The following is a 24,563-nucleotide window of genomic DNA, read 5'->3' on the forward strand; positions in this document are numbered from 1 at the left end:
ATTATACACGACGGCGTTTTGGAGGGCGACAACCATTGTGAGGAATTGGAGTTACGTCTTTAATGGAAGTAACTTCAAGACCTGCAGCTTGTAAAGCACGGATTGCAGCTTCACGGCCGGATCCAGGACCTTTTACGAATACTTCAACAGTGCGAAGACCATGTTCCATTGCAGCTTTAGCAGCTTGTTCAGCAGCCATTTGAGCAGCAAATGGAGTGGATTTACGAGAACCACGGAAGCCCAAGCCACCAGCGGAAGCCCAAGACAACGCATTACCGTTTGTATCTGTCAAAGTTACGATAGTGTTATTGAATGTAGAACGAATATGAGCCGCACCGGATTCAATATGTTTCTTTTCTTTTCTTTTAGTTCTAACAACTTTTTTAGCCACGCTTTATCCCTCCTTTATCTTATTTCTTTTTACCAGCAATTGCTTTTCTAGGACCTTTGCGAGTACGTGCATTCGTTTTAGTACGTTGACCACGAAGTGGTAAACCCATACGATGACGTTTGCCTCGATAGGAGTTGATTTCAATTAAGCGTTTAATGTTAAGAGCTTCTTCACGACGAAGGTCACCTTCTACTTTGTAATCAGCATCTAACAATTCACGGATTTTCGCTACTTCATCTTCAGAAAGATCGCGAACGCGTGTGTCAGGATTGATGCCAGTTTTAGCAATAATTTCAGATGCTAAAGTTGGACCAATACCATAAATATAAGTTAAACCAATTTCCACTCGTTTATCACGAGGTAAATCTACACCGGCGATACGTGCCATCTAATCATCCACCTCCTATCAGATTATCCTTGTTTTTGTTTATGTTTTGGATTTTCGCAAATAACCATTACACGGCCTTTGCGTTTAATGATTTTACATTTTTCGCATATCTTTTTAACTGATGGTTGAACCTTCATTAGTACCTCCTTTGTGGACCCTATGCTTATTTAAAGCGATAGGTGATGCGACCACGATTTAAGTCATACGGTGTCAGTTCCATAGTAACTTTATCACCAGGAAGAATACGGATAAAATTCATACGCATTTTACCTGACACATGAGCCAATACGATATGACCATTTTCCAATTCAACTTGGAACATGGCATTCGGTAATGCCTCAACGACCGTACCTTCCACCTCAATAACGTCTTCTTTTGACATATCTTTTCCTCCGGTTACCTGTTTATTTAATTAACCGCGGTTCTTCCCGCATAGTTAATATTTCAGGGCCGTTTTCTGTAACAACCACTGTATGTTCGAAATGAGCAGCAGGTTTACCATCTACTGTAACTGCTGTCCAGTCATCCCCTAATACACGAACACGATGTGTCCCTAGAGTTATCATCGGTTCAATACACAATACCATACCTGGTTTCATAAGAGGTCCTTGATCAGGACTACCATAGTTTGGTATTTGCGGATCTTCATGCATTTCGCGGCCTAAACCATGACCTACGAAGTCGCGTACGACACCGTAACCATGTTTCTCACAATACGTTTGAACAGCGTGACCGATAGCACCAATACGGTTACCGACTTTCACTTGTTCAATTCCCTTGAACAGACTTTCCTCTGTAACTTTTAACAATTTCATCACATCGGGTTTGACGTGACCAATAGGAATCGTCACAGCCGAATCGCCGTGATATCCATCAATAGATGATACGAGATCAATACTGAGGACATCGCCGTTTTTAAGCTTACGCTTAGCGCTCGGAATACCATGAACGACTTCTTCGTTAATAGAAGCACAGATTGTAGCGGGGAATCCATAGTACCCTTTACAACTTGGTATACCACCGTGGCTGCGAATATATTCTTCGGCAATTGTATCTAACTCAAGCGTCGTGATGCCAGGTTTAGCCTTTTTTACTAACAAGGACAACGTGTCTGCTGTAAGCTTACTTGCCTTGCGGATACATTCAATCTCATGGGGCGATTTTAAAATAATCATAGATTATTTCTCCAACGCCTTAATGATGTCAGCAAATACTGCGTCTACATCTTGTAAACCATTGATTTCTTGATACAATCCGCTATTGCGATAGTAATCAATTAATGGTTTAGTAGATTCTTCGTACACAGCTAGACGTTTCTGTACTGTTTCAGGGTTATCATCAGCACGATTTTCTAGAACAGCTCGTTCGCTAATACGTTTAACCAATTCCTCGGAAGGAACATTTAAGTTAAGTACAGCGTCCAAAGAAATTCCTAATTCTTTAAGGATTGCATCCAAGGACACAGCTTGTGCTGTAGTTCTTGGGAATCCATCAAGAATAAATCCAGATTTGCAGTCATCTTTCACCAAGCGATCACGTACGATACCAACAGTTACACTGTCTGGTACCAATTGACCAGCATCGATGTATTTCTTAGCCTCAACTCCAAGAGGTGTTTCGTTCTTAATCGCAGCGCGGAACATATCACCTGTTGAAATTTGGGGAATACCGTATTTTTCAATAAGTCGAGCTGCCTGAGTGCCTTTACCAGCACCAGGAGGTCCCATTAATAGAATATACATATTGTTTCCCTCCTATTTCACAAAGCCTTTATAGTGGCGTGTTACCATGAGCGACTCAATTTGTTGCATTGTATCAAGTGCTACACCTACAACGATGAGAAGAGCCGTACCACCAAAGTATACGCCTTGGACGCCGGTTATACTACCGAGGAAATTCGGTATAATAGCAACGACAGCTAAGAATACAGCGCCAGCCAAAGTGATCTTGGTCATCACGTTATCCACATAATCAGCAGTTGGTTTACCCGCACGAATACCTGGGATAAAACCACCGTATTTTTTCATATTATCTGCCATATCTGTAATGTTGATAGAGATTGCAGTATAGAAATACGTAAAGATAAAGATCAATATCGCATACAATGCCGTTTGTAACGGCGTCCCCCATGTAAATAAATCAGCAACTTTATGAACAAATTCATTGTCAATAAATTGTGCAATTGTTACAGGGAACATCAACACAGATGACGCAAAGATAATTGGGATTACACCTGCCTGATTGACTTTCAACGGCAAGAATGTAGAGTGACCACCGTACATTTTACGCCCTACTACGCGTTTTGCGTATTGGATAGGAATGCGACGTTGGCCTTGTGTAACTGCCACTACGACAGCGATCATCGCAAGTGCAATTACAGCAAATAAGAATGCTTGGAACATGTTAATGGTTCCGTTTTGGATATATTGATAAATAGTTTCGAGACCATCTGGCAATCGAGCTACGATACCAGCAAAGATGATCAAGGAAATACCATTACCTATACCATATGCTGTGATTTGCTCACCAATCCACATCAACAAACATGTGCCTGCTGTGAGGATGATGGCCACAACGAATACGCTAAGGAAATCATTATTTACCAAAGCGTTGTTTGCTCTAAGAGCAAATGCCATACCAGCGGCTTGTACAAAGCCAAGGACTACGGTGCCATAACGAGTTACCTTCGCTATTTTCTTACGCCCGTCTTCACCATCTTTACTCCATGCTTCAAACTGAGGAACTACAGACTGAAGCAGTTGCATGATGATGGAAGCATTAATGTAAGGGGTAATACTCATCGCAAAGATAGAGAACTTACTTAGCGCACCACCAGCAAACAAGTCTAATAGACCAAATAGGTTACCGGATGTAAACAAGGATTCGATAACAGATGCATCTACACCTGGTACTGGGATGTGAATGCCGGCTCTAAACACAGCAAACATCATCAATGTGTACAAGATCTTGTTACGTAACTCAGTAATCTTAAAGATGTTCGAGAGGCTATCTAGCACCCTAGATCACCTCAACTTTTCCGCCTGCTGCTGTGATTTTTTCTTCAGCAGCTTTAGTGAAGCCATTAGCGATAACAGTCAAGTTTTTAGTTTCCAATGTACCGTTACCTAAAATACGAATACCATCGCGTACATTTTTCAAAATGCCAGCTTCAATAAGAGCTACTGGATCAACTGTTGCACCATCTTCAAAGCGATTTAATTGTGCTACGTTAACTTCAGCATATTGTTTAGCAAAAACGCTGTTGTTGAAACCGCGTTTTGGTAAACGACGATAAAGAGGCATTTGGCCGCCTTCAAAACCGGAGCGAACGCCACCGCCAGAACGGGAGTTTTGACCTTTTTGACCACGACCAGATGTTTTACCCAAGCCAGAACCTAAACCACGGCCTACACGAGTACGAGTTTTTTTAGAACCAGCTGCTGGTTGTAATTCATGAAGTTTCATTCAGTGCACCTCCTTATCAGTATTAAACTTCTTCAACTTTTACTAAATGTCTAACTTTATGAAGCATACCTTCGATTTGAGGTGTTACTTCTTTTACGACTTGAGAATTAGTTTTTTTCAAGCCCAAAGCTTTAACTGTCGCGCGTTGATCTTCAGGACGACCGATTAAGCTTCTTGTTAATGTTACTTTAACTTGTGCCATTTCTTGTCTCCTTATTACGCGTTATAGATTTCTTCAACGGTTTTACCACGAAGCTCAGCAACTTCGCTAGCGCGTTTCAAATCTTTCAAACCTTCAATTGTAGCGCGAACCATATTGTTAGGGTTAGAAGAGCCCAAAGATTTAGTCAAGATGTTACGAACACCTACTAATTCCAATACGGCACGAACAGGGCCACCAGCGATAACGCCAGTACCTTCAGCAGCTGGTTTCAAGAATACGCGGCCTGCACCGAATACGCCTGTTACGCTGTGAGGGATTGTACCATTTTTAATAGCTACGTTTACAATATTTTTCTTAGCATCATCGATACCTTTGCGAATTGCTTCTGGTACTTCCGCTGCTTTACCTAAGCCAACGCCTACATAACCGTTGCCATCACCAACAACTACAAGAGCGCTGAAGGAAAAACGACGACCGCCTTTAACTACTTTGGCTACGCGGTTGATGAATACTACTCTTTCTTTAAGATCAAGACTGGTGTAGTCAATTCTCGCCATGTCTATAGTTCCTCCTTCTTAGAATTTTAAGCCTGCTTCACGAGCACCTTCTGCAAGGGCTGCTACGCGGCCGTGGTAAATGTAACCACCACGGTCAAACACTACAGTGTCAATGCCTTTAGCGATAGCTTTTTTAGCAACTGCTTCACCAACAGCTTTAGCAGCAGCTACGTTACCACCATAGGATAAGTTCAAATCTTTATCTAAAGAGCTAGCAGCAACCAAAGTTGTACCTGCTACGTCATCGATTACTTGTGCGTAAATGTTGCTCAAAGAACGGTAAACGTTCAAACGTGGGCAAGTTGCCGTACCAGAGATGTGACGGCGGATACGAAGATGACGTTTTGCTCGAGCGATATTTCTACTAGATTTACGAGGCAAGATATTCACTCCTTTCATTCATATAGATGATATTACTATTTACCTTTTGCACCAGCTTTACCAGCTTTGCGACGAACAACTTCGCCTTCATAGCGGATACCTTTACCTTTGTAAGGTTCAGGTTTTCTCCATTTACGGATATCAGCTGCTACTGCACCTACAACTTCTTTGTCTGCACCAGACACAACGATTTTGTTAGGAGCTGGAACGTCGATTGTAATACCAGCTGGAGCTTCCATTTCTACTGGATGAGAGAAGCCAAGTGTAAGAGCTAATTTATTGCCTTGTTTAGCCGCTCTGTAACCAACACCGTTGATTTCAAGAGTTTTTGTAAATCCTTCAGATACGCCTGTTACCATATTAGCAACAAGAGCGCGAGTCAAACCGTGAAGGGAACGATGGTTTTTATCGTCGGAAGGACGAGTTACTGTGATTGTGTTACCTTCTACAGTGATATTCATATCTGGATGCAAATCGCGAGATAATTCACCTTTAGGGCCTTTTACGTTCATATGATGGTTATCATATGTAACAGTAACGCCTGCAGGGATCTCGATAGGCATTCTACCGATACGTGACATTATTTCTACCTCCTATTGCTACTATTACCAAACGTATGCGATTACTTCGCCACCAAGACCTTCTTTACGAGCTTGTTTGTCGCTCATAACGCCTTTGGACGTAGAAATAACTGCGATACCCAAACCACCAAGTACACGAGGAAGTTCTTCCTTTTTCGCGTAAACACGTAAACCTGGTTTGGAAATACGTTTAATTCCTGTAATAACTTTCTCGTTATTGGAACCATATTTCAAAGTTACTTTTAAAGTGTTTTCTTCTTTTTCAACGTTCTTTACAAAGCCTTCTTGTAAAAGGATGTCAAGAACGGCTGCTTTCATTCTAGATGCAGGAATGTTTACCGTTTCATGAAGTGCAGCGTTTGCATTACGGATGCGCGTAAGCATATCCGCGATAGGATCGGTCATTACCATAATCTAAAAACCTCCTCTCGTCTAATATTACCAGCTGGCTTTTTTAACACCAGGAATTTGTCCTTTGTACGCCAATTCACGGAACGCAATACGGCTGATACCGAATTTACGCATATAGCCGTGAGGACGACCAGTTAAGTTGCAACGGTTGTGCAAGCGTGTTGGGGATGCATTTGCTGGTAATTTGGATAAGCCTTCATAATCACCTGCTGCTTTTAACGCTTCACGTTTAGCTGCATATTTTTCAACGATTTTAGCGCGTTTCTTTTCGCGTTCAATCATAGATTTTTTAGCCATCTATATGTTCCTCCTATTATTTTTCAAAAGGCATACCGAATTGAGTCAACAATTCACGAGCTTCTTCATCTGTCTTAGCACTTGTTACGATAATGATGTCCATACCAGTAACACGTTCTACCTGATCATATTCGATTTCAGGGAAGATGAGCTGTTCTTTAAGACCCAAAGCGTAGTTACCACGGCCATCGAATGCAGTAGCGCTGATACCGCGGAAGTCACGTACACGAGGTAATGCCGCATTGATCAATCTATCAAGGAATTCATACATGCGTTCGCCACGAAGAGTAACTTTTGTACCCAACGCCATGCCTTCACGAACTTTGAAGTTCGCAATGGATTTTTTAGCTTTTGTGATGACAGGTTTTTGACCAGCAATGATAGTCAAATCATTAACTGCTGCTTCCAATGCTTTTGCATTGCCTACTGCATCACCTACGCCGATGTTGATAACGATTTTTTCCAATTTAGGAATTTCCATTACATTGCCGTATTGGAATTTTTCTTGCATACTCTTTTTAATTTCAGAGTTGTATTGTTCAAACAAACGAGACATTTATGTAGCTCCTCCTTTCCTGATTATTTAAGTACTGTACCGGATTTAACAGTAGCGCGAACGAATTTACCGTCCTTGCCTTCTACCTTTTTGATACGAGTAGCTGTTTTAGTTTCTGGGTCGACAACCATTACGTTAGAAACATGAATGCCAGCTTCTTTAGTAACGATGCCGCCTTGTGGGTTAGCTTGGGAAGGTTTTGTGTGACGTTTTACAGTATTAACGCCTTCAACAAATACGCGTTCTTTTTTAGGTTCAGTTGCAATAACTGTACCTTGCTTACCTTTATCTTTACCGGAGATAACAACAACTGTATCGCCTTTTTTGATTTGTAGCTTAGCCATATGCTGCGTTCCTCCTTCTTATAATACTTCTGGAGCCAAAGAAACGATTTTCATGAAGTCTTTTTCACGAAGTTCTCTAGCTACAGGTCCAAAGATACGAGTACCACGAGGGGTCTTGTCATCTTTAATAACTACTGCTGCGTTTTCATCGAAACGAATATAGGAACCGTCTTGACGGCGGATACCTTTTTTAGAACGAACAATAACAGCTTTAACTACGTCGCCTTTCTTGACAACGCCACCGGGTGATGCATCTTTTACAGAAGCAACGATTACGTCACCGATATTGCCGAATTTGCGATAAGAACCGCCCATGACTTGGATGCACATAATACGTTTAGCACCAGTGTTGTCGGCAACATTCAAAATTGTTTGTTGCTGGATCATCGTCTATTCCTCCTTACATCACTCTTATTTTTGTCTTTCAAGAATTTCAACAACTCTCCAACATTTATCTTTAGAAAGTGGACGAGTTTCTACAATTTTAACTGTATCGCCAATTTGACACTCATTATTTTCATCATGAGCTTTGAAGCGTTTTGTGCTAACCATTGGCTTGTTATATAATGCGTGAGGTACTTTACGTTCCACAGCAACAACAACAGTTTTATTCATTTTGTCGCTTACAACTTTACCTACGCGGACTTTACGTACGTTTCTTTCTTCTGCCACGATTTTAAGCCTCCTTTTCAACCATTAACAAATCTGTTATTATGCGTTTTCAGATTTAAGTTCAACTTCACGTTGTACAGTTTTAATACGAGCGATTGTCTTCTTAACTTCACGAATGCGCATAGGATTTTCTAATTGACCTGTTGCAAGCTGAAAACGGAGGTTAAATAACTCTTCCTTAAGACCGGAAACTTTTTGTTCCATTTCGGCAGCGCTCATATTGCGAATGTCATTAACCTTCATTTACGTCACCACCCAATTCTTTACCCTTAACAACAAATTTGCATTTGATTGGAAGTTTATGGCTTGCAAGACGCATAGCTTCACGAGCTGTAGCTTCTGGCACACCGTCCATTTCAAACATTACACGACCTGGTTTAACCACTGCTACCCAGTATTCAGGAGAACCTTTACCGGAACCCATACGAGTACCAGCTGGTTTAGCTGTGATTGGTTTGTCAGGGAAAATTTTAATCCATACTTTACCACCACGTTTGATATAACGAGTCATAGCAATACGGGCAGCTTCGATTTGACGGTTAGTGATCCAAGATGGTTCGCATGCTACCAAGCCAAACTCACCATGAGACACTGTATTACCGCGCATAGCACGACCTTTCATACGGCCGCGGAATTGCTTACGATGTTTTACGCGCTTTGGAATAAGCATTACTTGCCACCTTCTTCCTTCTTAGCAGGTGCTTGTTTTGCTTCTGGCAAAACTTCACCTTTGTAAATCCATACTTTAATGCCGATACAACCATATGTTGTATGAGCTTCAGCAGTACCGTAGTCAATGTCTGCACGAAGTGTATGCAAAGGAATAGAACCTTCACGGTAGGATTCGCTACGAGCGATTTCAGCACCGCCAAGACGACCGCTTACCATGATTTTAATACCTTTTGCACCTAAGCGCATTGTACGACCTACAGCTTGTTTCATTGCACGGCGGAAGCCGATACGACGTTCCAATTGGCCCGCAATGTTTTCAGCAACTAATGTTGCATCCATATCTGCTTGTTTAATTTCTGCAATGTTAACATCCACTTGTTTATCAGTGAAACGAGTCATTGCTTTTTTGATATCTTCGATACCAGCACCACCACGACCGATAACCATACCTGGTTTCGCAGTGTGGATAGTCAATTTAATACGTTTATTTGTACGCTCGATTTCAATGCGGGAAATACCAGCAATGAAAAGGGTTTCTTTCAAGAAGTTACGAATTTTTACGTCTTCATGAAGATTAGCAGCGAAATCTTTATCTGCATACCATTTTGCGTCCCAATCTTTTACGATACCGACACGCAAACCGTGTGGATTAACTTTTTGACCCACTCTGTTTCCCTCCTTCTTAAGCTCTTTCTTTAACTACTACTGTTACGTGGCTAGTACGTTTCAAAATTTTGAAAGCTTGACCACGGGAACGAGGATGAATGCGTTTTAATGTAGGGCCTTGATCAACGAAGATCTCGGATACGTAAAGATTGTCAACATTCATATCGAAATTATGTTCAGCGTTTGCGATTGCAGAACGCATAACTTTTTCTACTACATCAGCGCCAACTTTCGGAGTGAACTTCAAGATGGCAAATGCTTCGCCGATGTTTTTACCGCGCACTAAATCTGCAACGATACGGATTTTACGAGGCGCGATTCGGATATGTCTAGCGATTGCTTTTGCTTCCATGTATTATTTCCTCCTATTTTTTGCCTGTAGATTTTTCGTCCTTACCATGACCTCTATAAGTACGTGTAGGAGCGAACTCACCTAATTTATGACCTACCATATCTTCTGTAATGAATACAGGTACATGTTTGCGACCATCATGCACAGCAATTGTGTGGCCTACAAAACTTGGGATAATAGTAGAGGCACGGGACCAGGTTTTTACAACTTTCTTTTCGTTAGTTTCGTTTAAAGCTTCAACTTTCTTAAGCAAATGATCTGCTACGAAAGGGCCTTTTTTAATAGATCTGGACACTATTTTATCTCCTTTCCTTTATCCTATTTTGTACGACGTTTAATGATTAAGCTGTTAGAAGCTTTTTTCTTGTCGCGAGTTTTAACACCATGTGCTGGTTTGCCCCAAGGTGTAACAGGATGTTTACGACCAACAGGAGATTTACCTTCACCACCACCATGTGGATGGTCACAAGGGTTCATTACAACACCACGGTTGCCAGGGCGAACACCCATCCAACGATGACGACCAGCTTTACCGATTACAAGGTTGCTGTGGTCAGCGTTACCAACAACACCAATTGTTGCACGGCACTCTTGACGAACACGACGCATTTCACCAGATGGTAAACGAAGAATAGCGTAGCCATTATCTTTACCCATCAATTGAGCAGATGTACCAGCGGAACGAACGATTTGACCACCTTTACCGATTTTCAATTCGATATTGTGGATTTGTGTATCGTCTGGAATATTAGCCAATGGTAAGCAGTTACCAGGTTTAATATCGGACTCAGGACCGGAGAATACAACGTCACCAACTTTTAGACCGTTAGGAGCTAAAATGTAGCGTTTTTCACCATCAGCGTAGTTAAGCAAAGCGATGCGAGAAGAACGGTTAGGATCATACTCGATTGTTGCTACTTTAGCTGGAATATTATCTTTAGTACGTTTGAAGTCAATAATACGGTATTGACGTTTGTGACCGCCACCTTGGTGACGAACTGTCATTTTACCAGTATTGTTACGACCACCTTTTTGAGAAATCTTAGCGAGCAAAGATTTTTCTGGTTTGCTTGCTGTGATTTCGTCGAAGGCGGATACTGTCATAAACCGGCGACCAGCGGAGTACGGTTTAAATGATTTAATTGCCATTAGTGGGCCTCCTTACAACTAGACTCTTAGACACCTTCAAAGAATTCAATGGATTCGCCAGCTTTTAAGGTTACGATAGCTTTTTTGTAATCGCTACGTTTACCTTGTGTACGACCCATGCGTTTAGTCTTACCTAAAACACGAATAGTAGCTACTTTTTCTACTTTTACATTGAAGATTTTTTCAACTGCTTGACGGATTTGCACTTTATTTGCAGTCAAAGGCACACGGAAAGTGTATTTGCCTTCTTCCATAAGCATAGTGGATTTTTCGGTAATAACCGGGCGGATTAGTACATCATGTAATTGCATTATCCGAGCACCTCCTCGATTTTTGCGACAGCGCCTTTAGTAATGAAGAGCTTATCGTAATGAAGAAGATCGAAAATGTTCATACCTTCGCAAGCCAAAGCTTTAACACCTTGGATGTTACGAGCGGAACGTTCAACATTTACATCACCTTCAGTGATGAACAATACTTTTGCATCACCAACGTTGAAGCTGTTAATAATGTTCAACACTTCTTTTGTTTTAGGAGCTGCTAATGTGATTTCTTCCAAAACGTATAATTCGCTATTATTCACTTTATCGCTAAGAGCAGATTTAACTGCTAAACGTCTAGCCTTACGAGGCATAGCTTTGTAATAGCTGCGAGGTTGTGGGCCAAATGTAGTACCGCCACCGATCCAGATTGGGGAGCGGCTGGAGCCTGCACGAGCACGGCCAGTACCTTTTTGTTTCCAAGGTTTGCGGCCACCGCCACGAACCATACCTCTAGTTTTTGTTGCATGTGTGCCGAGACGTTCGTTAGACAATTGACGAACTACGGCTTGATGCATTACGGCTTCGTTAACTTCAACGCCGAATACTGCATCGTTTAACTGTATTTCACCGACTTTAACGCCGGATTGATTATATGTTGCTACTGTAGGCATTACATAATCCTCCTTTCGACAAATGATTATTTAACAGGTTTAACCGTGTTGCGAACCATAACCAAGCTACCTTTAGCGCCTGGGATACCACCTTTAACCAATAAAAGGTTACGTTCAGCATCAACTTTCACAACGGATAAGCGTTGTACGGTAACTCTGTAACCACCCATTTGTCCAGGGAGTTTTTTACCTTTGTATACCTTACCGCCGCCACCGGAGATCATAGGACCGATGGAACCAGGTTCACGGTGAGATTTGGAGCCATGAGTTTCAGGACCACGGGAGAAGTTATGGCGTTTAATTGTGCCAGCAAAACCCTTACCTTTACCTGTACCCACTACGTCCACCAATTCACCTTCTGCGAAGATATCAGCTGCCAGAGTTTGGCCTACTGTGTAGTCAGCTGCATTAGCTACGCGAACTTCGCGAAGATATTTCACTGGAGCTACGCCAGCTTTGTCGAACTGACCTTTTACAGGTTTTGTTAAATGTTTTTCTTTAATGGAACCGTAACCAATTTGTACTGCTTCGTAGCCGTCTGTTTCTACAGTCTTTACGCGCACTACAACGCTTGGGGTAGTTTCCACTACTGTTACAGGAACTAATTGGCCTTCAGCTGTGAAGACTTGTGTCATTCCTAATTTTTTACCCAAAATAGCTTTAGACATTATCGCACCTCCTTATAGTTTTATTTCAATAGATACACCAGCTGGTAAATCTAAACGAGTGATAGCATCTACTGTTTTCGAATTTGGTTCAAGAATATCGATTAAGCGTTTATGTGTACGCATTTCGAATTGTTCACGAGAATCTTTGTTTACGTGTACAGAACGAAGAATTGTGAAGATATTCTTTTCTGTTGGCAATGGAATCGGACCAGATACCATAGCGCCATTTCTTTTTGCAGTGTCTACGATCTTAGCAGCGCTTTGATCGAGAGCTTTGTGGTCGTATGCCTTAAGGCGAATACGGATTTTTTGCTGTTTAGCCATTATTAATAATTCCTCCTGTCGTCCATTTCGTGAATGGGCTGCTCCATAGAAATTCTCCTCCGCAGAGGCAACCTTCTACTTCATAGTTTAAAAACACAACACGAGAGCGGCATTATCTGCCGCTCTGAGTGCTGCATGTATTGTGCTCAACGCATTCTACGATGAGCATAAAAGGTTAAATTAACCTTCGATTTCTGTTACTACGCCAGCGCCTACTGTATGGCCACCTTCGCGGATCGCAAAACGAAGACCTTCTTCGATAGCGATTGGAGTAATCAATTCGATTTCCATTGTTACGTTATCGCCAGGCATACACATTTCTACACCTTCAGGAAGGTTTACAACACCTGTTACGTCTGTTGTACGGAAGTAGAATTGTGGACGGTAGTTGGAGAAGAATGGAGTATGACGACCACCTTCTTCTTTAGTCAATACGTATACTTCTGCTTTGAATTTTGTGTGTGGGTTGATGGAACCTGGTTTAGCCAATACTTGACCACGTTCGATGTCTTTACGATCAACACCACGAAGCAATGCACCTACGTTGTCACCTGCTACTGCAGAATCCAACACTTTACGGAACATTTCAAGACCTGTTACTACGTATTGTTCAGCTTTTTCTTTCAAGCCTACTACTTCAACAGTATCACCAACGTTTACTTGACCACGTTCAACACGGCCAGTTGCTACTGTACCACGACCAGTGATTGTGAAAACATCTTCCACAGGCATCAAGAATGGTTTATCAGTGTCACGAACTGGTGTTGGGATGTAGGAGTCTACAGCGTCCATCAATTCGTCAATTTTAGCTACATATTGAGCATCGCCTTCCAAAGCTTTCAACGCGGAACCTACAACGATAGGTACTTCGTCGCCAGGGAATTCGTAGGAAGAAAGAAGTTCACGAACTTCCATTTCTACCAATTCGATCAATTCTTCATCGTCAACCATGTCAGCTTTGTTCAAGAATACTACGATTGCAGGAACACCAACTTGGCGAGCCAACAAGATGTGTTCGCGAGTTTGAGGCATAGGGCCGTCAGCTGCGGATACAACCAAGATAGCGCCGTCCATTTGAGCCGCACCAGTAATCATGTTTTTAACATAGTCAGCATGGCCTGGGCAGTCAACGTGTGCATAGTGACGGTTAGCAGTTTCATACTCAACGTGTGCAGTATTAATTGTGATACCGCGTTCACGTTCTTCTGGAGCTTTATCAATCATGCTGTAATCTTGGAAGTCAGCTTGACCTTTTTCAGCCAATACTTTAGTGATTGCAGCAGTCAAAGTAGTTTTACCATGGTCAACGTGACCGATTGTACCGATGTTAACATGCGGTTTCGTACGTTCAAATTTTTCTTTTGCCATTTTAAATTATCCTCCGAGGAAAATAGTAATTCTATTAATCTAATATGAGATTAACCGTTTTTCTTTGCTTGAATTTCTTCAGCAATTTTCTTAGGAACTTCTTCGTAATGATCGAATGTCATAGAGTAGTTACCACGGCCTTGCGTTTTGGAACGAAGGTCAGTTGCGTAACCGAACATTTCACTCAATGGAACATATGCTTTGATATGTTGGGAACCATTACGAGCTTCCATGCCGTCCATGCGACCACGACGAGAGTTCAAGTCACCGATAACGTCGCCCATGTATTCTTCAGGAACGTCTACTTCTACAGCCATATATGGTTCAAGCAATGCAGGGTCTGCTTTGCGAGCACCTTCTTTGAAGCCCATAGAACCAGCAATTTTGAAGGCCATTTCGTTGGAGTCAACGTCATGGTAAGAACCATCAAATACGATAACTTTAACATCAACCATAGGGTACCCAGCGATAACACCGGATTCCATAGCTTCTTTAACACCGCTTTCAACAGGTCCGATGTATTCACGAGGAATCGCACCACCTACAACCTTGTTTTCAAACTCGAAGCCAGCACCTGGTTCTTGAGGAATCAATTCCAACCAGCAGTGACCATATTGACCACGACCACCAGATTGACGTACGAATTTACCTTCAGCCTTAACAGCTTTACGGATAGTTTCGCGGTATGCTACTTGAGGTTTACCTACGTTACAATCTACTTTGAATTCACGGTTCATACGGTCAACGATGATATCCAAGTGAAGTTCGCCCATACCAGAGATAATAGTTTGACCTGTTTCTTCATCAGTACGAACTTTGAAAGTAGGATCTTCTTCTGCCAAACGAGCAAGAGCTGTACCCATTTTTTCTTGGTCAGCTTTTGTTTTAGGTTCAACAGCAACGGAGATAACTGGTTCAGGGAATTCCATGGACTCAAGGATTACAGGAGATTTTTCATCACACAATGTGTCGCCTGTAGTAGTATCCTTTAAGCCAACCGCCGCAGCGATGTCACCAGAATATACGCGTTCGATTTCTTTACGGGAGTTAGCGTGCATTTGAAGAATACGACCGATACGTTCTTTTTTACCTTTAGTGGAGTTGAAAACGTAGGAGCCAGATTCCAATGTACCGGAGTACACACGGAAGAACGCTAATTTACCAACATAAGGGTCAGCCATGATTTTGAATGCCAATGCAGAGAATGGCTCTTCATCGGAAGAAGGACGAGTTGTTTCTTCTTCAGTACCAGGAACAACACCTTTAATAGGTGGGATGTCGATTGGAGCTGGCATGTAATCGATAACAGCATCCAATAACATTTGAACACCTTTATTTTTATAGGAAGAACCACAAAGAACTGGGAATAATTGGTTAGCAATAACAGCTTTACGCAATGCCGCTTTCAATTCTTCCACAGAAATTTCTTCGCCTTCCAAATATTTCATCATGATATCATCATCTGTTTCAGCGATAGCATCGATCATCATTTCGCGACGAGCTTCTGCTACTTCTTGATATTCAGCAGGGATATCAGTGATTTCATATTCTTTACCGTCATCGGATTTATAAATTTCCGCTTTCATAGTCATCAAGTCAATGATGCCTTCGAAAGTATCTTCAGCACCGATTGGTACTTGGATAGCTACGGAATTTGCACCCAAACGAGCTTTCATCATGTCAACTACGTTGAAGAAGTCAGCACCTACAGTATCCATCTTATTTACATAAGCGATACGAGGTACGCCGTAGTTAGAAGCCTGACGCCATACTGTTTCGGATTGAGGTTCAACGCCACCTTTAGCACTGAACACCGCAACAGAACCGTCAAGTACACGTAGAGAACGTTCTACTTCTACAGTAAAGTCAACGTGACCAGGAGTATCGATGATATTGATACGATGTTCTTTCCATTGACAAGTTGTTGCAGCAGAAGTGATTGTGATACCACGTTCTTGCTCTTGCTCCATCCAGTCCATCGTAGCAGCGCCTTCATGTACTTCGCCGATCTTGTGAACGATACCTGTATAGTAGAGGATACGTTCTGTAGTTGTTGTTTTACCAGCATCAATGTGAGCCATGATACCGATATTACGAGTTTTTGCTAAGGAAAACTCTCTTGCCACAGTTGTCACCTCTTATTACCAACGATAATGAGCAAATGCTTTATTAGCTTCTGCCATTTTATGAGTATCTTCTTTTTTCTTGATTGCAGCGCCTGCATTGTTGAAAGCGTCCATCAATTCGCCTGCCAAACGTTCTTTCATAGTGCGTTCACCACGAAGACGAGCATAATTTACAACCCAACGAATACCGAGGGTTTGACGGCGATCAGCACGAACTTCAACTGGCACTTGATAGTTCGCACCACCGATACGGCGAGCACGTACTTCAAGTACAGGCATAACATTTTTCAATGCTTGATCAAAAACTTCCATTGGGTCTTGACCCATTTTGGAACGAATAATTTCGAATGCATCATATACGATAGTTTCAGCAATGCCTTTTTTACCATCGTACATAACTTTGTTAATGAAACGTGTTACTAATTTGCTGTTGTACACCGGATCTGGAAGTACATCACGTTTCGGAACAGGGCCTTTTCTTGGCATGTTCAATTCCTCCTTTATAATGATGTGTGTTAATTTCGTTTAATGGCTAAAATTATTTTTTAGCTTTTTTCGCGCCGTATTTGGAACGACTTTGCATACGATTTTGTACGCCAGCTGTATCCAATGCACCACGAACGATGTGATAACGCACACCTGGAAGGTCTTTTACACGACCGCCTCTGATAAGTACAACACTGTGTTCTTGTAAATTGTGACCAATGCCTGGGATGTAAGCAGTTACTTCAATAGCGTTTGTCAAACGTACACGGGCAACTTTACGAAGCGCGGAGTTTGGTTTCTTTGGAGTAGCTGTGTACACACGAGTACATACACCACGTTTTTGTGGAGATTCTTGAAGGGCAGGAGCTGTAGATTTTTTAGTCAAGCTCATGCGGCCTTTGCGTACTAGCTGATTAATTGTTGGCATTTGGGCACCTCCTTTCCAAATTTGAGATTTATAATTGATCCGTCATAACAAAGTGTTACATCGGATATTACCAAGATTAACGTAGGACGCCTACAGCTGTGGCCCGCACCTTAATGCGACACGCACGACCGAGATCATCCATGGTGTGTTTGTCATTCACAGGTATTCCCTGTTCTTCACAAGCAATCCGTAAAGGCTGTACCACACGTTCATCACTATCACAACCCAGGAACACGTACTTCACAGCACCTTTAGCAATTTGTTTCAACGTTTGCTTGGCACCGATTGTTTTGTTCACCGACTTCAGATGGGCAATGTCCATTGTACTAATTCTCCTTACGAAATTATGCCCATTAGGCATACCTCGCCTAAAGCACTATGTAAGTATATCAATTACATCAGTCCATGTCAAACAATTTCCAATGTCACACACCGCTCTACAGCTGCATTTTATATGTACACTCATCCGTGTGTTTCATCCAATCTTAAATTATAAATGAAGAGTGATTTTTTATTCATATATCATTATTTTTATGTATAAATAATCATCCTATGCATTCACTATTATTTTTTCTTTTACCAATTATGCAAAATTAATATAAACACCATTTTATTATGATATAAATTAATACAGAACAAATATTTGTATTTATAAGTTACTAAAGAAAGGAGATTATATGATTAAACTCATTAAACGTTATTCAAACTTTAATCCCCCTGTAATTATAGGTAGCTTGTCTATCGTCTTAGGGCTCAGCTTATGTGCCCTTCTGATTCCGCAAATTTCTCAAACGATCCTCCAAGGGGTTCGTGATATTATATTTGAAGATTTCAGCTGGTTTTATGTTTTATCCATAAGTCTCTTCTTTATCTTCAATATCTTTCTTGCACTTAGTTCGCTAGGTGACATCAAACTCGGTAGCGATGATGAAGAAGCGGAATTCTCTTATACAGCTTGGCTCGCCATGTTATTTGCGGCGGGTACCGGTGTAGGTCTCATGTTCTTCGGAACTGCTGAGCCGCTCTCACATTATCACTCTGCTGTAAGCTTAGTCGATGGCACATCTAGTGCCAAGGAAGCATTATTCCGCTCCATCTTCCACTGGGGCATCAATGCATGGACGGTATACGGTATTATGGCTTTAGCATTAGCGTATTTTGGTTTTCGCTATAAATTGCCATTATCACTACGTTCATGTTTCTATCCGCTGTGGAAGGATAAGATCAATGGCCCACGAGGGCACATTATCGATATCATCGCACTTTGTGTAACTTTATTAGGTATCGTAACCACCTTAGGATTTGGCGCCGCCCAACTAGGTGCAGGGTTCCTATATATTGATATCATCTCCACTAATGACTTTTCCGCACAAACGGTCATCATTATCGTCATTATGTCCATTGCCGTTCTATCTGCTGTTACAGGTATTGATAAAGGCGTTAAGCTGCTCAGCGAAGTCAATATATCTGTTGCATTAGTCTTAATGTTTTTTGTACTATGTGCAGGTCCTACATTACTCCTATTAAATACAATGGTAGAAAACTTTGGATACTATCTATCACATATTTTAGGGCAAAGCTTCTATACATCTATCTATACACCAGAAACCCGACCATGGTTCTTCAGCTGGACCATACTATTCTGGGCCTGGTGGTTATCTTGGGCACCATTTGTGGGCATGTTCATTGCGCGTATTTCAAAAGGTAGGACTATTCGGGAGTTCATCTTTGGGGTACTCATTATTCCAACTGTATTTACTATCGTTTGGTTTACTATCTTTGGTAATACTGCAATTTATATCGATGAAACAGTAGCAAACGGTGCACTCGGTGCATTAACCGATAAACCAGAACAACTACTCTTTGCATTCCTTGAATATTTACCTTTATCCGGTTTAACTAGTCTTCTATCGATTATCGTATTAGCATTATTTTTTATCACATCTGCCGATTCAGGCATTTATGTGTTAAATAATATTGCGGCCTATGATAAATCCACTTCATCTCCAAAGTGGCAATGCTTGATGTGGGGCTCTGTAATGTCCTTTCTTGCCATCAGTTTGCTCAGTATTGGTGGGCTTAATGTACTACAATCGGTAACGCTCATTCTCGCCTTACCATTTGCAGCCTTGATGGTTATCATGTGCTACAGCTTATGGCAAGGATTATTGACAGATACGCAATACTTTAACACAAAACTTTCAACCACATCCATCTACTGGGACAGCAAGAACTGGAAACAAGGTCTTGCCAAAATACTCAACCAAACGCAGTCGGAAGATGTTATTTCCTTTATGAAAACAACAGCATTGCCTGCTATGTATCAGCTCAATAAAGAATTAACCGAAGAGTACGGATTAACTACGAGAATTGACAAACATTTCAACGGTAACGACGCCTCCGTAGAGTTAACCATCGAAAAAGAATCAATGCGCAACTTTACCTACGGCATCAAACTCGTTACGCAAGAGGTATCAGATCATCTCATTGAAGATCCTAACATTCCTCACATTACTGAAAGCACCAACGCAATTCCTATGACATATTTCAGTGACGGGCGTGCCGGATACGATGCGCAGTATATGACACGGGAGGATATCATTACCGATATCATTCGACAGTACGAACGATATCTTACTTTATCGGATGACGTCGGTTATGACATCATGTCTCATGACGCGGAAGAAGCAGCTGAATAGTTTTCATACCACAACCTTAACAAAGTATCATTTTATTTTACAAACTGATACTAACACATATCATGAAGCTCTCAATTCATATAGGCCTATAATTATAGAGACATATAATCATAGAGCTCATACACATATATCTCTCAAACCAATAATACCTATAACAAAAGGGTGCACCTCGTGGGTGCACCCTTTTTATTATGTCGCACAACATCAACTATGCAACAGGTCTATACAGTTAATATAGCTTAACGGCTAATCCAAAGTAATTAATCTTCAGACATAACCTCTTCCGTAATATCAATGATTTCAGGTGTATTTTTTACAACTTCAATCTTGCGGTAACGACTCATGCCTGTACCAGCAGGAATCAACTTACCAATAATTACGTTTTCTTTCAAACCCAATAATGGATCGATTTTACCCTTGATAGCAGCGTCGGTAAGAACACGTGTTGTTTCTTGGAAGGACGCAGCGGACAAGAAGGAATCCGTTGCCAAAGCGGCTTTCGTAATACCCAATAACGTGCGTTTGCCTGTAGCATTTTCACGACCATTGAGGGTGAGACGACGGTTTTCTTCGTCAAAGGTATTAACGTCAACCATATCCCCTGGAAGCATATCCGCATCGCCAGCTGTTTCAATTTTAACTTTGTGAAGCATTTGACGAACGATAACTTCGATATGTTTATCGTTAATTTCTACACCTTGGGATTTGTATACTTTTTGTACTTCGTATACGAGGTAACGTTGAGTTGCTTCAGTACCCATTACACGCATGATGTCATGAGGATTGATAGAACCCTCTGTCAAACGAGCACCCAAGGATACCACATCACCGTCTTTAACGATAATGCGAGAACCATAAGGAATGAGGTAATCGAGTTCGATACCATCTTCACCAGTGATAAAGATAGTGTTTGTACCTTTCTTACCTTCGTTAGGCACAACGCGAACTGTACCTTCGTTTTCCGCGATGATGGCATTACGTTTTGGTTTACGAGCTTCGAACAATTCTTCGACACGTGGCAAACCTTGTGTAATATCGTCACCTGCGACACCACCAGTATGGAACGTACGCATTGTCAACTGAGTACCAGGTTCACCGATGGATTGTGCCGCAATGATACCTACAGCTTCACCAACTTGAACTTGGTTGCCAGTTCCTAAATCGCGACCATAACACTTGCGACATACACCATATGGGCTACGGCAAGTCAATACGGAACGAATTTTTACTGTTTCATAGTGTTTGACAACTTCATCAGCTAACGCCTCTGTGATTTCACCGTTAAGAGGAACGATAACTTCACCAGTTTCCTTGTTAACTAATTCTTCAGCTGCAATACGACCTACGATACGGTCTTTTAATGGCTCGATAACACCAGTACCTTCAACGATAGCTTCCACTTCAATACCGTGGATTTCATTGTTCCGTACTTGTACTTCTTTTACATCGGAGTTAAGGATAGCTTCGATACCTTCTTCAGTGAGACGTGTATCAGCTGGGAAGATTTCTACCCCTTCGCTGTCAACGATTGCTTGTACAGTATCCTTGTTCAACATATTTTGAACCATAGTTTCTTTCAATGTTGCACGGATGCTATCGTCGCTTTCACCAAGAATAATTTTTTGAACCAAGTTAGTATGGTTAATATCGCTATCAGAGCCCAAATGTGCACCGCGCAATGCGATAGATGTAACACCAGCTTCAGCAATATCTGCCAAGCATTGTTCATCCAAGATAGTTTCAGCTGGTACAACAAGTTCCCCTGTTTCAGCATTCACAACATCTTTATCTAAAACGCGACCAATGAGTTTATCTTTAAGCAATTCTAATGCTTGACGTGGAGATGTAGCCAAACGAGCACGTTCACGAACGAGATCGATACCTACAACGTCACAATCGTCCTCACGAACGATTACGTCTTGAGATACGTCAACAAGACGACGTGTCAAGTAACCGGAGTCAGCTGTACGAAGCGCTGTATCGGCTAACCCTTTACGAGCACCATGAGAGGATGTAAAGTAATCCAATACAGTCAAACCTTCTTTAAAGTTTGCTTTGATTGGTAAGTCGATGATACGACCAGATGGATCGGCCATCAAACCACGCATACCAGCAAGCTGACGAATCTGTTGTTTATTACCACGGGCACCAGAGATAGCCATCATGTAAACAGGGTTGAAGCCATCTTTGTCACACGCCATGTTATCCATCATCGCATCAGTAACATCTTCCGTTGCTTTTGTCCATAATTGGATAGTTTTACGGTAACGTTCTTCTTCTGTGATAAGGCCACGACGGTACATACGAGATACTTTTTCTACCTCTTGTTCCGCTGTATCTAACAAACTAGTTTTAACTTCTGGTACTTTAATATCAGCAATGGCTACAGTCATACCTGCGCGACGTGCGAAGGAGTAACCCAAGGACTTGATGCGGTCCAAAAGTTCTGCTGTTTTTTCATTACCAAACAATTGGAAACATTGATCAACCAATTTACCAACTGTTTTCTTATCCATAACCTTACCTAAAGAGTAAGTGCCATCTTCACGTTTCTCGTATTGCCACAATTCTGGGAATAAAGCATTGTTGAAGATCAAGCGACCTGCTGTTGTTTCTACACGGCCATGATCAGGTAAACGGATATAAAGAATATCTTGCAAACCAATGATATGAGACTCATAGGCAAGCATAACTTCATCATAGGTAGCAAATGTTTTTGCTTTATCACGAGTATTTTCGCGTACAACTGTTAGGTAGTATGTACCTAAGATCATATCTTGAGAAGGTACTGCTACTGGCTTACCATCCTTAGTGGACAAAATATTATGGCTAGAAAGCATCAATGTACGAGCTTCCGCTTGTGCTTCTACGGACAATGGTAAGTGACACGCCATTTGGTCACCGTCAAAGTCGGCATTGAAGGCTGTACATACTAATGGATGCAATTTGATAGCACGACCTTCCCAAAGGATTGGTTCGAAGGCTTGAATACCAAGTCTATGCAATGTAGGGGCACGGTTCAAGAGAACTGGATGTTCTTTTATTACCTCTTCTAAGGATTCCCATACGCCAGGGCCGATTCTTTCGACTTGGCGTTTAGCGGCCTTAATATTGGATGCTTGACCACGTTCTACCAAGCGTTTCATAACGAACGGTTTGAACAATTCCAATGCCATTTCTTTTGGTAAACCACATTGGTGCATTTTAAGTTCAGGACCTACTACGATTACGGAACGACCGGAGTAGTCAACACGTTTACCGAGCAAGTTTTGACGGAAACGACCTTGTTTACCTTTAAGCATGTCGGACAAGGATTTCAATGGGCGGTTACCAGGACCTGTAACAGGACGACCGCGACGGCCATTATCAATCAATGCATCAACCGCTTCTTGAAGCATGCGTTTTTCGTTGCGCACGATGATATCAGGAGCACCCAAGTCGAGTAAACGTTTTAAACGGTTGTTACGGTTGATAACACGACGGTATAAATCGTTGAGGTCAGATGTAGCAAAACGGCCACCATCTAATTGGACCATAGGACGCAATTCAGGTGGGATTACAGGAACGATGTCCATAATCATCCATTCTGGACGGTTCCCAGATTGACGGAATGCTTCTACTACTTCCAAACGACGAACTGCACGGATTTTACGTTGACCACTAGCAGTGTTCAACTCTTCGCGCAATTCGGCATTCAATGCTTCAAGATCAAGTTCTGATAAGAGAGCTTTTACCGCTTCAGCACCCATGTCGATACATGCGAAGAGAACCTCTTCAGCAGCGCCTAACTCATAGCGTTCTTCGCGAGTTAATTCTTCGTATTCCTTATCAGCTTCTGGTATTGTTGCATCATCACGAAGAGCCGCATTATAGCGTTCTTTGCGTTGTGCTTCACGAACAATAGCTAAACGTTCATTACGTTGAGCCACTGTTTCGATTACGACAGATTTACCACCGATAGTATAACCATCTTCATTAAATTGAGCTTCGTATTCGCGGAATTCTTGCTCGGACAACAATTGACGTTTTGTCAATGGTGTACCAGCTGGATCTACTACGATGTAGGAAGCAAAGTATAATACGCGTTCCAAAGAACGTGGTGATATGTCAAGGATAAGACCCATACGGGATGGGATTCCTTTGAAGTACCAAATGTGAGATACAGGAGTAGCCAATTGAATATGGCCCATACGTTCACGACGTACTTTCGCACGAGTAACCTCTACACCACATTTGTCGCAGACTACGCCTTTATGGCGGATGCGTTTATATTTGCCGCAGTGACATTCCCAGTCCTTTGTTGGTCCAAAAATGCGTTCACAGAATAGACCATCACGTTCTGGCTTCAACGTACGGTAGTTAATTGTTTCAGGTTTCTTAACTTCCCCATGAGACCAGGATAAAATCTGCTCTGGAGAGGCTAAACCGATTCGCATGGAATCGAATTCATTTACGTCTAGCACTACTATCGCTCCCTTCCTTATAG

Annotated in this window: 35 protein-coding genes; 1 reads left to right on the plus strand and 34 read right to left on the minus strand. The window is 41.8% G+C overall.

From position 1 onward, the window contains the following. Window position 1 precedes the first annotated feature (1 nt). The 33 genes from rpsK to VPAR_RS07645 form a co-directional block, all read right to left on the minus strand. A complete protein-coding gene (gene rpsK, locus VPAR_RS07485) occupies window positions 2-391 on the minus strand; it encodes a 30S ribosomal protein S11 (RefSeq protein ID WP_004695151.1) in 390 nt (129 codons plus the stop codon). 19 nt (window positions 392-410) lie between these two features. Further along, window positions 411-779, minus strand: coding sequence for a 30S ribosomal protein S13 (gene rpsM, locus VPAR_RS07490; RefSeq protein ID WP_004695149.1), 369 nt, complete (start codon window positions 777-779; stop codon window positions 411-413). Window positions 780-802: 23 nt separating this feature from the next. Continuing rightward, window positions 803-916, minus strand: coding sequence for a 50S ribosomal protein L36 (rpmJ, locus tag VPAR_RS07495; RefSeq protein ID WP_004695148.1), 114 nt, complete (start codon window positions 914-916; stop codon window positions 803-805). Window positions 917-942: 26 nt separating this feature from the next. Next, window positions 943-1,161 carry a translation initiation factor IF-1 gene (infA, locus tag VPAR_RS07500; protein WP_004695147.1) on the minus strand — a complete coding sequence of 73 codons (219 nt, stop codon included), beginning with the start codon at window positions 1,159-1,161 and terminating at the stop codon, window positions 943-945. A gap of 22 nt (window positions 1,162-1,183) precedes the next feature. Continuing rightward, window positions 1,184-1,954, minus strand: coding sequence for a type I methionyl aminopeptidase (gene map, locus VPAR_RS07505; protein ID WP_004695146.1), 771 nt, complete (start codon window positions 1,952-1,954; stop codon window positions 1,184-1,186). 3 nt (window positions 1,955-1,957) lie between these two features. Next, the gene (locus tag VPAR_RS07510) at window positions 1,958-2,521 is read right to left on the minus strand and encodes an adenylate kinase (RefSeq protein WP_004695145.1); all 564 of its coding nucleotides are present in this window, start codon (window positions 2,519-2,521) and stop codon (window positions 1,958-1,960) included. Window positions 2,522-2,533: 12 nt separating this feature from the next. Continuing rightward, on the minus strand, window positions 2,534-3,796 hold the full coding sequence (gene secY, locus VPAR_RS07515) for a preprotein translocase subunit SecY (RefSeq protein ID WP_012864761.1): 1,263 nt from the start codon (window positions 3,794-3,796) through the stop codon (window positions 2,534-2,536). A 1-nt stretch (window position 3,797) separates the two neighbouring features. Further along, window positions 3,798-4,244: a 50S ribosomal protein L15 gene (gene rplO, locus VPAR_RS07520; RefSeq protein ID WP_004695141.1), complete on the minus strand. Its 447-nt coding sequence runs from the start codon at window positions 4,242-4,244 to the stop codon at window positions 3,798-3,800. A 22-nt stretch (window positions 4,245-4,266) separates the two neighbouring features. After that, window positions 4,267-4,446, minus strand: a complete 180-nt coding sequence (rpmD, locus tag VPAR_RS07525; protein ID WP_004695138.1) for a 50S ribosomal protein L30 — start codon at window positions 4,444-4,446, stop codon at window positions 4,267-4,269. 14 nt (window positions 4,447-4,460) lie between these two features. Then, the gene (rpsE, locus tag VPAR_RS07530; RefSeq protein ID WP_004695136.1) at window positions 4,461-4,964 is read right to left on the minus strand and encodes a 30S ribosomal protein S5; all 504 of its coding nucleotides are present in this window, start codon (window positions 4,962-4,964) and stop codon (window positions 4,461-4,463) included. 18 nt (window positions 4,965-4,982) lie between these two features. Further along, window positions 4,983-5,363 carry a 50S ribosomal protein L18 gene (gene rplR, locus VPAR_RS07535; protein WP_005385510.1) on the minus strand — a complete coding sequence of 127 codons (381 nt, stop codon included), beginning with the start codon at window positions 5,361-5,363 and terminating at the stop codon, window positions 4,983-4,985. A 17-nt stretch (window positions 5,364-5,380) separates the two neighbouring features. Next, the gene (rplF, locus tag VPAR_RS07540; protein ID WP_004695131.1) at window positions 5,381-5,926 is read right to left on the minus strand and encodes a 50S ribosomal protein L6; all 546 of its coding nucleotides are present in this window, start codon (window positions 5,924-5,926) and stop codon (window positions 5,381-5,383) included. A gap of 24 nt (window positions 5,927-5,950) precedes the next feature. Next, window positions 5,951-6,337 (minus strand): 30S ribosomal protein S8, encoded by a 387-nt coding sequence (rpsH, locus tag VPAR_RS07545; RefSeq protein ID WP_004695128.1) that lies wholly within the window; start codon window positions 6,335-6,337, stop codon window positions 5,951-5,953. Window positions 6,338-6,364: 27 nt separating this feature from the next. Beyond that, window positions 6,365-6,634 carry a 30S ribosomal protein S14 gene (rpsN, locus tag VPAR_RS07550; protein WP_004695122.1) on the minus strand — a complete coding sequence of 90 codons (270 nt, stop codon included), beginning with the start codon at window positions 6,632-6,634 and terminating at the stop codon, window positions 6,365-6,367. A gap of 16 nt (window positions 6,635-6,650) precedes the next feature. Next, a complete protein-coding gene (gene rplE, locus VPAR_RS07555; protein WP_004695119.1) occupies window positions 6,651-7,190 on the minus strand; it encodes a 50S ribosomal protein L5 in 540 nt (179 codons plus the stop codon). Between the two features lie 23 nt (window positions 7,191-7,213). Further along, window positions 7,214-7,534, minus strand: coding sequence for a 50S ribosomal protein L24 (gene rplX, locus VPAR_RS07560; RefSeq protein ID WP_004695118.1), 321 nt, complete (start codon window positions 7,532-7,534; stop codon window positions 7,214-7,216). 18 nt (window positions 7,535-7,552) lie between these two features. Continuing rightward, window positions 7,553-7,921 carry a 50S ribosomal protein L14 gene (gene rplN / locus VPAR_RS07565; RefSeq protein ID WP_004695117.1) on the minus strand — a complete coding sequence of 123 codons (369 nt, stop codon included), beginning with the start codon at window positions 7,919-7,921 and terminating at the stop codon, window positions 7,553-7,555. A gap of 24 nt (window positions 7,922-7,945) precedes the next feature. Further along, window positions 7,946-8,206 carry a 30S ribosomal protein S17 gene (gene rpsQ / locus VPAR_RS07570; protein ID WP_005385504.1) on the minus strand — a complete coding sequence of 87 codons (261 nt, stop codon included), beginning with the start codon at window positions 8,204-8,206 and terminating at the stop codon, window positions 7,946-7,948. A 39-nt stretch (window positions 8,207-8,245) separates the two neighbouring features. Continuing rightward, complete coding sequence (gene rpmC / locus VPAR_RS07575; protein ID WP_004695115.1) at window positions 8,246-8,449, minus strand: 50S ribosomal protein L29; 204 nt, start codon at window positions 8,447-8,449, stop codon at window positions 8,246-8,248. Then, window positions 8,439-8,876: a 50S ribosomal protein L16 gene (gene rplP / locus VPAR_RS07580; RefSeq protein ID WP_004695114.1), complete on the minus strand. Its 438-nt coding sequence runs from the start codon at window positions 8,874-8,876 to the stop codon at window positions 8,439-8,441. Before rplP ends, rpmC begins: the two co-directional genes overlap by 11 nt. Next, window positions 8,876-9,544, minus strand: a complete 669-nt coding sequence (gene rpsC, locus VPAR_RS07585) for a 30S ribosomal protein S3 (protein ID WP_004695113.1) — start codon at window positions 9,542-9,544, stop codon at window positions 8,876-8,878. The genes rplP and rpsC overlap by 1 nt, the downstream gene beginning before the upstream one ends. A 16-nt stretch (window positions 9,545-9,560) precedes the next feature. Next, entirely contained in the window at window positions 9,561-9,896 is a 336-nt protein-coding gene (rplV, locus tag VPAR_RS07590; RefSeq protein WP_004695112.1) for a 50S ribosomal protein L22, read from the minus strand. 13 nt (window positions 9,897-9,909) lie between these two features. Next, window positions 9,910-10,191 carry a 30S ribosomal protein S19 gene (gene rpsS / locus VPAR_RS07595; protein WP_004695110.1) on the minus strand — a complete coding sequence of 94 codons (282 nt, stop codon included), beginning with the start codon at window positions 10,189-10,191 and terminating at the stop codon, window positions 9,910-9,912. A gap of 23 nt (window positions 10,192-10,214) precedes the next feature. Further along, a complete protein-coding gene (rplB, locus tag VPAR_RS07600) occupies window positions 10,215-11,045 on the minus strand; it encodes a 50S ribosomal protein L2 (protein WP_012864762.1) in 831 nt (276 codons plus the stop codon). A gap of 26 nt (window positions 11,046-11,071) precedes the next feature. Then, a complete protein-coding gene (gene rplW / locus VPAR_RS07605) occupies window positions 11,072-11,356 on the minus strand; it encodes a 50S ribosomal protein L23 (RefSeq protein WP_004695108.1) in 285 nt (94 codons plus the stop codon). Further along, window positions 11,356-11,979: a 50S ribosomal protein L4 gene (gene rplD, locus VPAR_RS07610; RefSeq protein ID WP_004695105.1), complete on the minus strand. Its 624-nt coding sequence runs from the start codon at window positions 11,977-11,979 to the stop codon at window positions 11,356-11,358. The genes rplW and rplD overlap by 1 nt, the downstream gene beginning before the upstream one ends. Before the next feature lie 26 nt (window positions 11,980-12,005). After that, the gene (gene rplC, locus VPAR_RS07615) at window positions 12,006-12,647 is read right to left on the minus strand and encodes a 50S ribosomal protein L3 (RefSeq protein ID WP_004695102.1); all 642 of its coding nucleotides are present in this window, start codon (window positions 12,645-12,647) and stop codon (window positions 12,006-12,008) included. A 12-nt stretch (window positions 12,648-12,659) separates the two neighbouring features. Then, window positions 12,660-12,971, minus strand: coding sequence for a 30S ribosomal protein S10 (gene rpsJ / locus VPAR_RS07620; protein ID WP_004695100.1), 312 nt, complete (start codon window positions 12,969-12,971; stop codon window positions 12,660-12,662). Between the two features lie 180 nt (window positions 12,972-13,151). Next, entirely contained in the window at window positions 13,152-14,339 is a 1,188-nt protein-coding gene (gene tuf / locus VPAR_RS07625; protein WP_012864763.1) for an elongation factor Tu, read from the minus strand. Window positions 14,340-14,389: 50 nt separating this feature from the next. Beyond that, a complete protein-coding gene (fusA, locus tag VPAR_RS07630) occupies window positions 14,390-16,465 on the minus strand; it encodes an elongation factor G (RefSeq protein WP_004693557.1) in 2,076 nt (691 codons plus the stop codon). Between the two features lie 15 nt (window positions 16,466-16,480). Beyond that, window positions 16,481-16,951: a 30S ribosomal protein S7 gene (gene rpsG / locus VPAR_RS07635; protein WP_004693556.1), complete on the minus strand. Its 471-nt coding sequence runs from the start codon at window positions 16,949-16,951 to the stop codon at window positions 16,481-16,483. A gap of 52 nt (window positions 16,952-17,003) precedes the next feature. After that, entirely contained in the window at window positions 17,004-17,378 is a 375-nt protein-coding gene (gene rpsL, locus VPAR_RS07640) for a 30S ribosomal protein S12 (RefSeq protein ID WP_004693554.1), read from the minus strand. 76 nt (window positions 17,379-17,454) lie between these two features. Further along, on the minus strand, window positions 17,455-17,700 hold the full coding sequence (locus VPAR_RS07645) for a L7Ae/L30e/S12e/Gadd45 family ribosomal protein (RefSeq protein ID WP_004693552.1): 246 nt from the start codon (window positions 17,698-17,700) through the stop codon (window positions 17,455-17,457). A 355-nt stretch (window positions 17,701-18,055) separates the two neighbouring features. On the opposite strand from VPAR_RS07645, the gene VPAR_RS07650 reads away from it, so the two are divergent. Next, a complete protein-coding gene (locus VPAR_RS07650) occupies window positions 18,056-20,077 on the plus strand; it encodes a BCCT family transporter (RefSeq protein WP_012864764.1) in 2,022 nt (673 codons plus the stop codon). Window positions 20,078-20,337: 260 nt separating this feature from the next. Here the strand turns inward: VPAR_RS07650 and rpoC are convergent, their stop codons facing one another. Continuing rightward, window positions 20,338-24,540, minus strand: coding sequence for a DNA-directed RNA polymerase subunit beta' (gene rpoC, locus VPAR_RS07655; protein WP_012864765.1), 4,203 nt, complete (start codon window positions 24,538-24,540; stop codon window positions 20,338-20,340). Window positions 24,541-24,563: the final 23 nt, after the last annotated feature.

Source organism: Veillonella parvula DSM 2008 (assembly GCF_000024945.1).
GTDB classification, from domain to species: Bacteria; Bacillota; Negativicutes; order Veillonellales; family Veillonellaceae; genus Veillonella; species Veillonella parvula.